12 protein-coding genes are annotated in these 14313 nt (G+C 64.5%); 7 read left to right on the top strand and 5 right to left on the bottom strand.

The window, feature by feature from the left end; translation table 11 throughout:
• Nucleotides 1-75 precede the first annotated feature (75 nt).
• On the bottom strand, nt 76-1041 hold the full coding sequence (locus Q0687_RS27900) for a tyrosine recombinase XerC (RefSeq protein WP_298884277.1): 966 nt from the start codon (nt 1039-1041) through the stop codon (nt 76-78).
• 124 nt (nt 1042-1165) lie between these two features.
• Between Q0687_RS27900 and Q0687_RS27895 the strand changes: the two genes are divergently transcribed.
• Entirely contained in the window at nt 1166-3376 is a 2211-nt protein-coding gene (locus Q0687_RS27895) for a primosomal protein N' (RefSeq protein ID WP_298884275.1), read from the top strand.
• A gap of 231 nt (nt 3377-3607) precedes the next feature.
• Here Q0687_RS27895 and Q0687_RS27890 read toward each other — a convergent pair whose 3' ends face one another.
• Complete coding sequence (locus tag Q0687_RS27890) at nt 3608-4114, bottom strand: septal ring lytic transglycosylase RlpA family protein (protein WP_298884273.1); 507 nt, start codon at nt 4112-4114, stop codon at nt 3608-3610.
• A gap of 658 nt (nt 4115-4772) precedes the next feature.
• On the opposite strand from Q0687_RS27890, the gene Q0687_RS27885 reads away from it, so the two are divergent.
• The 6 genes from Q0687_RS27885 to Q0687_RS27860 all read left to right on the top strand — a co-directional run bounded on the left by Q0687_RS27885 (nt 4773) and on the right by Q0687_RS27860 (nt 11760).
• The gene (locus tag Q0687_RS27885; protein ID WP_298884271.1) at nt 4773-5333 is read left to right on the top strand and encodes a F0F1 ATP synthase subunit delta; all 561 of its coding nucleotides are present in this window, start codon (nt 4773-4775) and stop codon (nt 5331-5333) included.
• Complete coding sequence (atpA, locus tag Q0687_RS27880; protein ID WP_298884266.1) at nt 5333-6862, top strand: F0F1 ATP synthase subunit alpha; 1530 nt, start codon at nt 5333-5335, stop codon at nt 6860-6862. Before Q0687_RS27885 ends, atpA begins: the two co-directional genes overlap by 1 nt.
• Before the next feature lie 174 nt (nt 6863-7036).
• Nucleotides 7037-7909, top strand: a complete 873-nt coding sequence (locus Q0687_RS27875; protein WP_298884264.1) for a F0F1 ATP synthase subunit gamma — start codon at nt 7037-7039, stop codon at nt 7907-7909.
• An 86-nt stretch (nt 7910-7995) separates the two neighbouring features.
• Nucleotides 7996-9429 carry a F0F1 ATP synthase subunit beta gene (gene atpD / locus Q0687_RS27870; RefSeq protein WP_298884261.1) on the top strand — a complete coding sequence of 478 codons (1434 nt, stop codon included), beginning with the start codon at nt 7996-7998 and terminating at the stop codon, nt 9427-9429.
• Nucleotides 9430-9519: 90 nt separating this feature from the next.
• A complete protein-coding gene (locus Q0687_RS27865; RefSeq protein WP_298884259.1) occupies nt 9520-9927 on the top strand; it encodes a F0F1 ATP synthase subunit epsilon in 408 nt (135 codons plus the stop codon).
• 141 nt (nt 9928-10068) lie between these two features.
• Nucleotides 10069-11760 (top strand): adenylate/guanylate cyclase domain-containing protein, encoded by a 1692-nt coding sequence (locus Q0687_RS27860; protein WP_298884255.1) that lies wholly within the window; start codon nt 10069-10071, stop codon nt 11758-11760.
• Between the two features lie 61 nt (nt 11761-11821).
• Here the strand turns inward: Q0687_RS27860 and Q0687_RS27855 are convergent, their stop codons facing one another.
• The 3 genes from Q0687_RS27855 to Q0687_RS27845 form a co-directional block, all read right to left on the bottom strand.
• A complete protein-coding gene (locus Q0687_RS27855; RefSeq protein WP_298884252.1) occupies nt 11822-12322 on the bottom strand; it encodes an RNA pyrophosphohydrolase in 501 nt (166 codons plus the stop codon).
• Between the two features lie 107 nt (nt 12323-12429).
• Nucleotides 12430-12933, bottom strand: coding sequence for an RNA pyrophosphohydrolase (locus Q0687_RS27850; RefSeq protein WP_298884249.1), 504 nt, complete (start codon nt 12931-12933; stop codon nt 12430-12432).
• 65 nt (nt 12934-12998) lie between these two features.
• A complete protein-coding gene (locus Q0687_RS27845) occupies nt 12999-14219 on the bottom strand; it encodes a divergent polysaccharide deacetylase family protein (RefSeq protein ID WP_298884246.1) in 1221 nt (406 codons plus the stop codon).
• Between the last annotated feature and the right edge of the window lie 94 nt (nt 14220-14313).

Below are 14313 nucleotides of genomic sequence, written 5' to 3'. Positions count from 1 at the left end.
GCGCAAGAGGCATGCGCGCGATGACAGCTTGATGTCAGGAATCACCGAGATCTTCAGCGGCTCTTCAACGGCTCTTCAGCGCCGCGGATGCGCGCTCGCATAGACTTCCAGCAACCGCTCGGAATCGATGCCGGTATAGATCTGCGTGGTCGAGAGCGAGGAATGGCCGAGCAATTCCTGGATGGCGCGTAGATCGCCGCCGCGCGACAGCAGATGCGTGGCGAAGGAATGCCGCAGCGCGTGCGGCGTGGCGCTGTCGGGCAACCCGAGTGCGCCGCGCAGACGCTCCATCGCGAGCTGGATGATGCGCGGGCTCAGCGGCCCGCCGCGCGCGCCGACGAAGATCGGTCCTTCCGGCGGCAGCGCATGCGGGCACATCCCGACATATTCCTGTACCAGCGCCAGCACGTTTTGCAGCACCGGCACCATGCGCGTCTTGTTGCCTTTGCCGGTGACGACGAGCACGTCGCCTTCGCCGGGCCGCGGCACCTCGCGACGCTTCAGCCCCAACGCCTCGGAGATGCGCAGGCCTGATCCATAGAGCAGCGCCATCACGGCGGCGTCGCGCGCCAGAATCCAGGTTTCGCGGTCCTCGCCGGCGCGCTCGTCGGCATCCGCCAGGCGTTTTGCCGATGCCATCGGCAGCGGCTTCGGCAGCGTCTTGGCCACCTTCGGCGCGCGGATCGCAGAGAGGGCGCCGACCTTGCCCTTGCCTTCGCGCTCGAGAAAGCGGCCGAACGAGCGCAAGCCCGCCAGCGCGCGCATCAGTGAACGTCCCGCAATATCGTCGGCGCGCCGCATCGCCATGAAGGCGCGGATGTCGGTGGCCTCCAGGCTCGCGAAACGCTTCAGCGTCACGCGCTCGCCCCAATGCGCGCAAAGGAAATCCAGGCACTGCCGCAAGTCGCGGGCATAGGCTTCCAGCGTCTTCGGCGACAGCCGCCGTTCGGCGCCGAGATGCGCCAGCCAGCGCGCCATCTCCTGCGCGATCGAGGGATCGGCGCTGGCGAGCTCGATGTGTGGGGCGGCTGCTTTGCTCATGCGCTCTGGACGAAATGATTCCGCACAGTATATCGCATCACACTCGTTTATCGTTCGCTAAGGCCGCCTTGCGCGGCTAGCCTTGAAGCCCTCCGGGTTCCGATTCTCCTCCCAAAGACCATCGATGGATCATTCGTCGCGCAGTACCACCGCCCCCGCCAACGCGACCCGCATGGTCGACGTGCTGGTGCCGGTCGCGCTCGACCAGACCTATTCCTACAAGGTGCCGCGCGGGATGGAGCTGAAGGCCGGCGATCTCGTCGGTGTGCCGCTCGGGCCCCGCGAGGTGCTCGCCGTGGTCTGGGCGGAAAACGCCAATCCCGATCCGCGCCTGCACAACCGCCTCAAGGAGGTCAACGAGAAGCTCGATATTCCGCCGCTGAAACCCGAGCTGCGCGCGGTCGTCGACTGGGTCGCCAATTACACGCTGAGTCCGCGCGGCATGGTGCTGCGCATGTGCCTGCGCATGGGCGAGAACCTCGGCCCCGAGCGGACGCGCGCCGGCGTGCGCCTGGTCGGCGATCTTCCCCGGCGGCTGACGCCGGCGCGGCAGCGCCTGCTTGAAGTGCTGTCGGACCGGCTGCTGCATGGCAAGTCCGAAGCGGCGAAGGAAGCCGGCGTCTCGGCCGGCGTGATCGACGGGCTCGTCGACGAAGGCACGCTCACGGTCGAGCCGATGCCGCCGCCGCCACCGCCGCCGGCACCCGATCCGGACTTCGGCCGGCCGGACTTTTCGCCGCTGCAGCGCGCCGGCGTGGATGCGATGCGTGCGCTTGCCGCCAACGGCACCTTCCACGTCGCGCTGCTCGACGGCGTCACTGGCTCCGGCAAGACCGAGGTCTATTTCGAGGCGGTCGCGGAAACCATCCGTCGCGGCAAGCAGTCGCTGATCCTGATGCCGGAGATCGCGCTGACCGGCCAGTTCCTCGACCGTTTCGCACAGCGCTTTGGCGTGCGGCCGATCGAGTGGCACTCCGAGCTGACGCCCCGCACCCGCGCGCGCAATTGGGCGGCGATCTCGGAGGGCACTGCGCCTGTTGTCGTCGGCGCGCGCTCGGCGCTGTTTCTGCCCTACGCCAATCTCGGCCTCATCGTGGTCGATGAAGAGCACGACCAGGCCTACAAGCAGGACGAGGGCGTGCATTATCACGCCCGCGACATGGCGGTGGTGCGCGCGCATATCGCAAAAATCCCGATCGTGCTGGCCTCGGCCACACCCTCGGTCGAGTCCGAAGTCAACGCGCGCAAAAACCGCTACCAGCGCATCGCGCTGCCCTCGCGCTTCGGCGGCCAGCACATGCCGCATATTGAAGCCATCGACTTGCGCCGGGAGCCGCCTGCGCGCGGCCGCTATATCTCGCCGCGGCTGGCTGGCGAGATCAGAAAGGCGATCGAGAAGCGCGAGCAGGCGCTGCTGTTTCTCAACCGCCGCGGCTATGCGCCGCTGACACTGTGCCGTGCTTGCGGTCATCGCTTCGCCTGCACCATCTGCGATGCCTGGCTGGTCGATCATCGCTTTCGCCAGCGCCTGGTCTGTCACCATTGCGGCTTCTCGATGCCGCGGCCGCCGACCTGCCCGCATTGCGCAGCCGAGGAATCACTTGTGGCGGTCGGCCCCGGCGTCGAGCGCCTGCAGGAAGAGGCGGCTGCGCTGTTCCCGGATGCCCGCATCATGGTGCTGTCGAGCGATCTCATCACCTCGATCGAGACGATGCGCAGCGAGCTCAACGAGATCGCCGAAGGCCGCGTCGACATCATCATCGGCACGCAGCTCGTCGCCAAAGGCCACAATTTCCCGCGGCTCAATCTGGTCGGTGTGGTCGATGCGGATCTTGGCCTTTCCAATGGCGATCCGCGCGCGGCGGAGCGCACCTGGCAATTGCTCAACCAGGTGATCGGCCGCGCCGGGCGCGAGCAGGGCCGCGGCGTCGGCTATCTGCAGACGCATCAGCCCGATCATCCCGTGATGAAGGCGCTGATCGCCTGCGACCGCGAGGCCTTCTACGACAGCGAGATCGATTTGCGCGAGCGCACGCTCTATCCGCCGTTCGGCCGCCTTGCGAGCCTCATCATCTCCGCCGGCGATCGTCCGAGCGCCGAAGGCCTCGGCCGCCAGATCGTGGCACGCGCGCCGCGCGACGAGCGCGTGGTCGTGCTCGGCCCCGCGGAAGCCCCGCTCGCCGTCATCAAGGGCCGCTACCGCTTCCGCATTTTGGTGAAATCGGCGCGCGGTTTCGATCTCTCGGATTATTTGCGCAACTGGCTCGCAGTGTGCCCGAAGCCGAAGGGTAACCAGAAGCTCGAAGTGGATGTCGACCCGCAGAGCTTTTTGTAAGTCTCTGTCATTCCGGGGCGCGCGAAGCGCGAGCCCGGAATCCATTCATCCACCGACTCTGAGGCCCGATGGATTCCGGGTTCACGCTGCGCGTGCCCCGGAATGACGGCCCAAACAAAAAGCCCGCGGTCCCCCAAGACCGCGGGCTTGTTTCACGCGCGCATCAAACTGCTCACGTCCTTCTGGACGATGATGAAAACTGCGCGTGTGGCTGAGGCGCTGGTCGCGCCGTTAAGAGACGACTTCCGCGGTGACGCGGCCGACGCCGGCACCGGTGAGGCCGATGGCGCGGGCTGCGCCCGTGGAGAGGTCGAGCACGCGGCCGCGCACGAACGGGCCGCGGTCGTTGATGGTGACGATGACGCTCTGGCCGCCATGGGTCACACGGACCTTGGTGCCGAACGGCAGGGTCCGGTGCGCCGCGGTCATTGCGTTCTGGTTGAAGCGCGCGCCCGAGGCGGTGCGGCTGCCGGATTCGTTGCCGTAATAGGAGGCCATGCCGGAGAAGCTGTGGCCGGTGCCCGACGACGGCGTCATCGACGCATTGGCGTTGAGCCAACCGGAATTCGCGTTCGTGTCAGCCTGGGCGTGGTGGCGGTGGTGGTGAGAGGCCCGGTGGTGATGCCTGGATTTGGCGGAAGCTTCAGTGGCAGTTCCACCGACGAGGAGAGTTGCAGCGACGAAAGCGATCGCCGTACGCGGCCGGGTCATAGTGCCCAGCGTCTTCAAAGACAGCATTTAGTGGTCCCTACGCTAGTAATGCCACATATGTGGCAAGTGGAGCCCCCATCAGTTTGCGAGCGGGTTGGCGTTTCGATTCCTAATGAGGCATGAATTGGGCAGTAAATCCGATCCATGTCGTCATGAAATATCTTGTGATCTGAATCGATATTCGGCCGATGTTCCGTAATCTTTTGCTTTAACGATTCATTAACTGATTAATTACTTACGAATACTGAAAAGCGAAGTTGTTACTCTTCGCATTTAGAATTGGGTAAGTATTCGCCGGTCGCGATCGGCAAAGCTGGAGTCACGCCTCAGCGATCTGTGTTCATGGCGGCTATGCGCTGAGGGCAGGAACGAAGGGGCAGGTTGCCGACGAGAGGCTCGCGGCAATTCCATGGCAAGGAAGGCTAGGCCAAGTCGGCGCAGCGATCGCGATGAGGTGTCGCCGAAGTGCGACGAACTGGCGACAGAACCTCGTGCCTTTAATCTGGCGTCATGTTGCACGTGCGCGCCTGCTATGTTAGCAAAGCCGCGATTTTAACGGACCCGGCACGTCCCGTGTCGGCCGAAAATCGAAGTCCCGCTTGAATTCCAAGGGCTTGGATCGCTAGGCGCCGCTTTGTGGCGACGGTTTTTCCCTTGCGAATTTGACAGCACAAAGAGCGCGTCTGTGGCTGCAGAAGATACGTCCGTTTCCGGTGTGTCGGGCCGTTATGCAACGGCCTTGTTTGAACTGGCCCGCGACCAGAAAGTGGTCGACGAGGTCAAGGCCGACCTCGAGAGGTTCGAGGGTCTGCTGAATGAAAGCGCCGATCTGAAGCGCCTCGTTCGCAGTCCGGTTTTTGCGGCCGAGGCCCAGTCCAGGGCCCTCTCGGCCGTGCTGGACAAGACCGGTATCGCCGGCATCTCCGCCAATTTCCTCAAAGTGCTGACCGCCAACCGCCGCCTGTTCGCGGTGGCTGACGTCATCCGCGCCTACCGCGCCCTCGTCGCCAAGTTCAAGGGCGAGGCGACCGCGGATGTCACGGTCGCGGAAGCGCTCTCGGACAAGAATCTCGACGCTCTCAAGGTTGCCCTGAAGTCGGTGACCGGCAAGGACGTCGCGCTCAACGTGAAGATCGATCCCTCGATCATCGGTGGCCTCGTCGTGAAGCTTGGCAGCCGCATGATCGATAGTTCGCTTCGCACCAAACTCAATTCGATCAAGCACGCGATGAAAGAGGCAGGCTGATGGACATCCGCGCCGCGGAAATTTCCGCGATCCTCAAGGACCAGATCAAGAATTTCGGCCAGGAAGCTGAAGTCTCCGAAGTCGGACAGGTGCTGTCCGTCGGCGACGGTATCGCCCGCGTCTACGGTCTGGACAACGTCCAGGCCGGTGAAATGGTCGAGTTCGAGAACGGCACCCGCGGCATGGCGCTGAACCTCGAAACCGACAACGTCGGTGTCGTTATTTTCGGCGCCGACCGCGAGATCAAGGAAGGCCAGACCGTCAAGCGCACCCGCGCCATCGTGGACGCGCCTGTCGGCAAGGGCCTGCTCGGCCGCGTCGTCGACGCGCTCGGCAATCCCATCGACGGCAAGGGGCCGATCCAGGCCGACAAGCGCATGCGCGTCGACGTCAAGGCGCCCGGCATCATTCCGCGCAAGTCGGTGAGCGAGCCGATGGCGACCGGCCTCAAGGCGATCGACGCCCTGATCCCGATCGGCCGCGGCCAGCGCGAGCTGATCATCGGCGACCGTCAGACCGGCAAGACCGCGATCGCGCTCGACACCATCCTGAACCAGAAGCCGCTCAACGCGCAGCCCGACGAGAACATCAAGCTGTACTGCGTCTACGTCGCGGTCGGCCAGAAGCGTTCGACCGTCGCCCAGTTCGTGAAGGTGCTGGAAGAGCAGGGCGCGCTCGAATATTCGATCATCGTCGCCGCCACCGCGTCGGATCCGGCACCGATGCAGTACATCGCGCCGTTCACCGGCTGCACCATGGGCGAGTACTTCCGCGACAACGGCATGCACGCGGTCATCATCTATGACGATCTGTCCAAGCAGGCCGTCGCCTACCGCCAGATGTCGCTGCTGCTGCGCCGCCCGCCGGGCCGCGAAGCCTATCCCGGTGACGTGTTCTATCTGCATTCCCGCCTGCTCGAGCGCGCGGCGAAGCTGAACAAGGACCAGGGCTCGGGCTCGCTGACGGCGCTGCCGGTCATCGAAACCCAGGCCAACGACGTGTCGGCCTACATCCCGACCAACGTCATCTCGATCACCGACGGCCAGATCTTCCTGGAAACCGACCTGTTCTTCCAGGGCATCCGTCCTGCGGTGAACGTCGGTCTGTCGGTGTCGCGCGTCGGTTCGTCGGCGCAGACCAAGGCCACCAAGAAGGTCGCCGGCAAGATCAAGGGCGAGCTCGCGCAGTACCGCGAAATGGCGGCGTTCGCGCAGTTCGGCTCCGACCTCGACGCCTCCACCCAGCGCCTCCTCAACCGTGGCTCGCGTCTGACCGAACTGCTGAAGCAGCCGCAGTTCTCGCCGCTGAAGATGGAAGAGCAGGTCTGCGTGATCTGGGCCGGCACCAACGGCTATCTCGATCCGCTGCCGATCAACAAGGTGCGCGCCTTCGAGGACGGTCTGCTCTCGCTGCTGCGCGGCAAGCACGTCGACATTCTCAATTCGATCCGCGACAGCCGCGACCTCTCCGACGACACCGCTGCCAAGTTGAAGTCGGTGGTCGAAGGTTTCGCGAAGAGCTTCGCGTAAAAAAGAACGTCATGGCCGGGCTAGAGCGCGAAGCGCGTCTTCGCAATTAAGGTCCCGGCCATCCACGTGCTACCGCGTGGAAGACGAAGACGTGGATGCCCGGGACAAGCCCGGGCATGACGACAGGATAGGGTCGCGGTCCAGCCATAGGCTGATCGCCGGGGTGAACGAAGAATGGCGTCACTTAAAGACATGCGCGTCCGCATCGCCTCGACCAAGGCGACGCAAAAGATCACCAAGGCCATGCAGATGGTCGCGGCCTCCAAGCTGCGCCGCGCGCAGACTGCCGCGGAAGCTGCACGTCCTTATGCCGAGAAGATGAGCGCGGTGATCTCCAACATCGCCAGCGCCGCGGCCGGTTCGCCCGGCGCGCCGGCGCTGCTGGCCGGTACCGGCCGCGATCAGGTTCACCTGCTGCTGGTCTGCACCGGAGAGCGCGGCCTGTCAGGCGCGTTCAACTCGTCGATCGTACGTCTCGCCCGCGAGCGTGCGCTGGCCCTGATGAACCAGGGCAAGGAAGTGAAATTCTTCTGCGTCGGCCGCAAGGGTTACGAGCAGCTCCGCCGCCTGTTCGACAAGCAGATCGTCGAGCATCTCGACCTGCGCAGCGTGCGTCAGCTCGGCTTCGTCAACGCCGAGGACATCGCCAAAAAGGTTCTGGCGCGCTTCGAGGCCGGCGAGTTCGACGTCTGCACGCTGTTCTATTCGCGCTTCAAGTCCGTGATCGCGCAGATCCCCACCGCCCAGCAGATCATCCCGCTGGTGGTCGAGGAGGGCGCTGCCGCCAGCGCGACGTCTTATGAATACGAGCCGGAAGAGGACGAGATTCTTACCCGTCTTCTGCCGCGCAACCTCGCGGTCCAGATCTTCCGCGCGCTGCTCGAGAACAACGCCTCGTTCTACGGCGCCCAGATGAGCGCGATGGACAATGCGACGCGCAACGCCGGTGAGATGATCCGCAAGCAGACGCTGGTCTACAACCGCACGCGTCAGGCGCAGATCACCAAGGAACTGATCGAAATCATCTCGGGTGCCGAGGCCGTCTGATCAAGGCGCGTCAGTACCCGTCAAACGCAGCATCCCGGTCGACAAGCTGACCGTGGTCTAAAAATTCGGATCGAAGGAGACATTCAATGGCAGCCCAGTCCGGTCGCGTCACCCAGGTCATCGGGGCCGTCGTCGACGTGCAGTTCGAAGGCCACCTCCCGGCCATTCTCAACGCGCTTGAGACCAAGAACGGCGGCAACCGCCTGGTGCTCGAAGTCGCCCAGCATCTCGGTGAGTCGACCGTCCGCACCATCTCGATGGACACCACCGAAGGTCTGGTCCGCGGCCAGGAAGTGACCGACACCGGTTCGCCGATCCGCGTTCCCGTCGGCGAAGGCACGCTCGGCCGCATCATCAACGTCATCGGCGAGCCGATCGACGAAGCGGGTCCCGTCAAGACCGAAGGGCTGCGCGCGATCCATCAGGAAGCGCCGACCTACACCGACCAGTCGACCGAGGCTGAAATTCTCGTCACCGGCATCAAGGTCGTCGACCTGCTTGCTCCGTATGCCAAGGGCGGCAAGATCGGCCTGTTCGGCGGCGCCGGCGTCGGCAAGACCGTGCTGATTCAGGAGCTGATCAACAACGTCGCGAAGGCGCACGGTGGTTACTCCGTGTTCGCAGGCGTCGGCGAGCGTACCCGCGAGGGCAACGACCTCTATCACGAGTTCATCGAATCCAAGGTCAACGCCGATCCCAAGAACCCGGATCCGAGCGTGAAGTCGAAGTGCGCGCTGGTGTTCGGCCAGATGAACGAGCCGCCCGGCGCCCGCGCCCGCGTCGCGCTCACGGGTCTGACCATCGCGGAAGATTTCCGCGACAAGGGCCAGGACGTGCTGTTCTTCGTCGACAACATCTTCCGCTTCACCCAGGCCGGCTCGGAAGTGTCGGCGCTGCTCGGCCGTATTCCTTCGGCGGTGGGTTATCAGCCGACGCTCGCCACCGACATGGGCGCGCTGCAGGAGCGCATCACCACCACGCAGAAGGGCTCGATCACCTCGGTGCAGGCCATCTACGTTCCGGCCGACGACTTGACCGACCCGGCGCCCGCGACCTCGTTCGCGCATCTTGACGCCACCACCACGCTGTCGCGCTCGATCGCTGAAAAGGGCATCTATCCGGCGGTGGACCCGCTCGACTCGACCTCGCGCATGCTCTCCCCGCTTGTCGTCGGCGAGGAGCACTACGCGGTCGCCCGTCAGGTCCAGCAGGTGCTGCAGCGCTACAAGGCGCTCCAGGACATCATCGCCATTCTCGGCATGGACGAGCTTTCGGAAGAGGACAAGCTGGCGGTGGCCCGCGCTCGCAAGATCGAGCGCTTCATGTCGCAGCCGTTCCACGTCGCTGAAATCTTCACGGGCTCGCCGGGCAAGTTCGTCGACCTGGCCGACACCATCAAGGGCTTCAAGGGCCTGGTGGAAGGCAAGTATGACCACCTGCCGGAAGCCGCCTTCTACATGGTCGGCACCATCGAAGAGGCGGTCGAAAAGGGCAAGAAGCTGGCCGCTGAAGCGGCTTAAGAGGCGAATGGCGAAATAGGGAGTAGCGGATAGTCCGCAGCTCCCGACCGCCACTCGCTATTCGCCACTCGCTATTCGCAGGTTCTTTCCATGGCCACCTTCCACTTCGATCTCGTCTCTCCGGAAAAGCTCGCCTTCTCGGGCGAGGTCGATCAGGTCGACATTCCCGGCGTTGAAGGTGACTTCGGCGTGCTGGCTGGTCATGCGCCTGTTGTCGCTGCGATCCGCCCCGGCATCCTCACCATCACCACGGGCGGCAAGCACGAGAAGATCATCGTGCTCGGCGGTCTCGCCGAAGTCTCTGAAAAGGGCCTGACTGTGCTCGCCGACGTCGCGACCTCGCTGGCCGAGCTCGACCGCGCCCAGTTCGCCGAGACCGTCTCGGAGATGGAAGAGGGGCTGAAGGAGCACGAAGGCAACGAGCTCGATCAGGCCATCGAGCGGCTCGACCACTACAAGAGCATTCAGCAGCAGGTCAATTCGACCGCGATGCATTAGTCCGGCGTAAGTCGCCGGACGTTCAACAAATCGCAACAAAATCAACGCTCGCCACTATCAGTGGCGGGCGCTGATTTTGTTGCACCGCGCCGCTGATAGCGGCATTCTGCGCCCGCGAATTTGTTCCAGGGCTGGGTGCAGATGAAACGCAAGATCGCAGCGATTTTCGCAGCCGATATTGCCGGCTACTCGAGGCTCGTTGCGGAAGACGAGGAAGAGACGCTGCGGCGTCTGGCCTCCTATCGCTTGGTCATCGACGACTTCATCGCCAAGGCAAGCGGTCGCATCTTCAACACCGCCGGTGATGCCGTGCTCGCGGAATTCCCGAGCGCGGTGGAAGCGGTGCGCTGCGCGATCGACATCCAGGAGAGCTTGCGAACCCGGAACATGGCCTATCCGCCGAGCCGGCAGATGTCGTTCCGCATCGGCATCACCATCGGCGACGTCGTCGAGCGCGACGGCGATCTGCTTGGCGATGGCGTCAACATCGCAGCCCGGCTCGAAGGCCTCGCTGAAGTCGGCGGCATCTGCGTCTCCCGGGCCGTGCATGAGCAGGTTGCCAACAAGCTGTCGGTGCAGTTCGCCGATATCGGCGCACAGGAAGTGAAGAACATTCCGACGCCGGTGCACGCCTACATGGTCGCGATGCGGCGCGAGGACGGCACCTACGCGACGCCGCAGGTGAAGAAAGTCGTCAAGGCTGCGCCTGCGCCGAACTGGATGTGGCCGCTGGTGGTCGGCGTGGTCTCCGTCGTCGCCATTGGCGTCGGCGGCTTCCTCTATTTCACCAAACTCGAGACCGCACAGGTCACCTCCAGCCCGGCAACGTCCAGCCCGGCAACCTCCACGGCCGCTGCACCCGCGCCTGGCCCGGTGACTGCGCCGTCACCCAGCCCGACGCCCACGATGGCGACAAAGGCGCCGGCAGCTTCGCCGATGCCGACATCGACGCCGACCCAAACGGCTGCAGCGACACCGACGCCAATCCCGTCGCCGCCGGCGGCCTCAGACGGCAAGATCGTGGTGGAGGCGGTGCCGTTCATCGGCGAGCGCCAGCGTGGCTTCCTCAGCAACGAATATACGCCCGCCGGCGATTACAAGGCTTACGCTCTGAACATCGGCGGCATCAGCGGCTCCGCGCTCAATCAGCAGACCGAGGAGGCCGCGCGCAACGCCGCGATCGATCAATGCCAGAAGCGCGCTGAATCTGTGCAAAATCCGCGGCGATGCGAGCTCTATGCGGTCGGCAACAAGGTGGTCTACAGCCATGGCAATCCGCCGATACCGCCAAAGCCCTGGTTTCGGCATGACCCGGTCACGGAGCGTGCGTTCGCGCCGAAAGACGTTCCGTTGGTGCGCGAACAGGCCAGGACCCGGCTCGAAAACATCTACGCGTCGGCGGCAAAGTCGCGCACGGTCGCGCTTGGTCCGGGCGGACAATATTTCATGGGGCTGGGAGGGACGTCGGTGGACGATGCAGCGCGGCGATCGCTGGAGTCCTGCGGCGCGTTCGCGGGCGCGGCTTGCATGATCGTGGCGGTTGACGATGCCTTCGTCGTGCCGATCCCGACCCTGCTCAGGCCCAACGGCTTGTTCCACGCCGCGACCAATCCCTCGATCGTGGCCGATGCGCGCGAGGAGGTCGTGCGCAAGCTCGGCGACGCCGCGGGCTGGAATGCGGTTGCGGTCGGCACCGCCGGCCGCCCCGGCCTCGGCTTGAAGGCGGCCGATGAGCAGACTGCGATCAACGGCGCGCTCGCCGACTGCGCCAAGCACGACAGCGAATGCCACGTGATCGCGGTCGGGCCGTTCACGGTCGGGCCGATCAATTAGCGCGAAATTCTCCAATCATCTCACCCCCCGTTCTACTGTGCATGGGGTTGTTTTCGTCGTCTCAGCCAGCGAAGGTCGCGAACTGCTCCGCCACCGCGCGATAGACCTCGCGGCGGAACGGCACGACGATGTCGGCGACGCGGTCGAGCCGCTCCCAGCGCCACGCGTCGAACTCGGCAGGCTGGCCGTTGCGCGGCGTCAGCGGATCGATCTCGTCCTCCTTGCCGGTGAAGCGTAGCGCGAACCATTTCTGGCGCTGGCCGCGGAATTTCGCCAGCCGATGCGTCTGCGGTCCGTCATAGGGCGGGAATTCGTAAGTGTACCAATCGGTCTCGCCGAGATAGGTGGCGCTGACGACATTGGTTTCCTCCCAGAGCTCGCGCATCGCCGCATCGCGCAGGTTCTCGCCCGCATCGACGCCACCTTGCGGCATCTGCCAATCGAGCCCGGGCAGGATGATCTCGGGGCCGTCGCCCTTGAAGCGATGCCCGACCAGCACGCGGCCGTCGGCATCGAACAGCGCGATCCCGACATTGGGACGGTAGGGCTTTTCGTTGGTCATGTGGAAATATCTCTCGTCGTCATTCCGGGGCGCGCGAAGCGCGAACCCGGAATCTCGAGGTTCCGGATGCGATGCTGTCGCATCGCTCCGGAGCGACGGCAAATCATTTAGTCATCCGCGAGCGCAGAAAATTCCTGCACCACGCGCTCATAGACCGGACGCTTGAACGGGATGATCAACTTGGGGAGGTTCTTCATCGGCTCCCAGCGCCAGCTGACGAATTCGGCCTTGTGGCCGCCGCCGGGATTGGCGACGTTGATCTCGCTGTCCTTGCCGGTGAAGCGCACCGCGAACCATTTCTGGCGCTGGCCGCGGTAGCGGCCTTTCCAGGCGCGTCCCGCGACCGTGCGCGGGATATCGTAGATCAGCCACTCCGGCACCTCGCCGAGCCGCTCGATCGAGCGCACGCTGGTCTCTTCATAGAGCTCGCGCTTGGCGGCTTCCCAATTGTCCTCGCCGGGATCGACCCCGCCCTGCGGCATCTGCCAGACATGGCTGTCGTCGACATGCTCGATACCACCGGCTCTGCGACCGATGAACACCAGTCCTTCCGTGTTGAGCAACATCACCCCGACGCAGGTTCGGTAGGGCAGATCCTCATAACGCGCCATGCCGCCAAACCTCTCGCGTGCTGCCGGCCGGGCTATCGGGCGCCGTGCCGTACCAATTCTTTGATTTAGCTGGATTTTGATTTCAGCATCGCGGTTGTCAATGGCACCAATAGGATACCATGGTCGTTCAATGTCTTGATCCAGGCACTGACCCGCTCGATCGAAACCGGCAGGGCCGAGGCCGTGCCGATGGCGACGCCGCGTTCCCGTGCCGTCGATTCCAGCTTGTTCAGGGCGCGGTCGATCTCGGCCGGCGTCGGCACCGCGTCGAGCGCGATGTCGCCCCTGCCGAACGGCACCGCGAAGCTTCCGGCCGCCTGCGAGGCGATGCTGCGGGGCGAGGAGCCGTCATCGAAGAATCCGAGCCCACGTCTGGAGGCCTCGCGGATGATCGGCTGCATCGCCGCATCCGTCGCGATGAAGCGGGCGCCCATGAAATTGGCGAGGCCGGCATAGCCCTGCATCCGGCTGAGGTGCCAGTACAGGCGGTCGATGTTCTGGTCTGACGTGAGCGAGGTCAGCAGCGTCTGCGGGCCGGGATCGTTGTCCGGGAAGTCGTAGGGCTCCATCGGGATCTGCAGGAAAATCTCGTGGCGCTGGGCCCGGGCGCGCTCGGCAAGCTTTCCGGGATCGGATCCATAAGGCGTGAAGGCCAGCGTCACGGCGCCCGGCAGCTTCATGATCGCGTCGGTCGTCTTGGCCGCGCCGACGCCGAGGCCGCCGATCACGATCGCCACCACGGGCATTTTCGCGGCCTTGGCGCGGTCGGCCTCGCCTGCATAGACGTTGAATGGCTTGAGGTCGCCTGACATCGCGGGGATCATGCCGTAGCGGGATTTCTCCAGCAGCTTTGAATCGATCCCGTTCATGACGGGCGGCGGCGCGGAAGCCGCCTCGCCCTTGTCGGCAGCATCGCCCGCGCCGATCACCACGTCATGGCGTGCGCCGGTCGAGCCGTCGATCATGGTGACGGTCTTTTGGTCGCCGGAGGCGCTCTCTTTCGGCGCTTCCTTGGTTGCGTGCTTGCTGTCTTCGCTGTGGCCGGCGGCGGGCTTTTCCTCGGTCGCCTTGTCAGCGCCCTTGGGATCGCGAATCGCGATCCGCGTCATCGGCTCGCCGCCGAGCGGGTCCTTGTTGAAGATGGCAAAACCGGCAAAGGTGACGAGGAACAGGCCGAGCATCACCGCCAGCAGTTGCATGACGGTGAACGGCAGCCGCAGCCGCCGTTTCCGGCGCGGCTTGTCCTGTCCGAGCGGGGCGCTCAGATCATCGGCCGTTTCAGTCATGCGAGATCCCGAATCACTCAAGCCGACGATACCACGCCGAGGTCAAGTGGCGGCAGGCCGGGATAGGCCGGGGGATCAAGAGTTCCCAAGCAAA

This window comes from uncultured Bradyrhizobium sp. (assembly GCF_936928535.1).
Classification (GTDB): domain Bacteria; phylum Pseudomonadota; class Alphaproteobacteria; order Rhizobiales; family Xanthobacteraceae; genus Bradyrhizobium.
The sequence above is the reverse complement of the archived record's forward strand: the minus strand, read 5'-3'. Positions and strand labels throughout refer to the sequence as shown.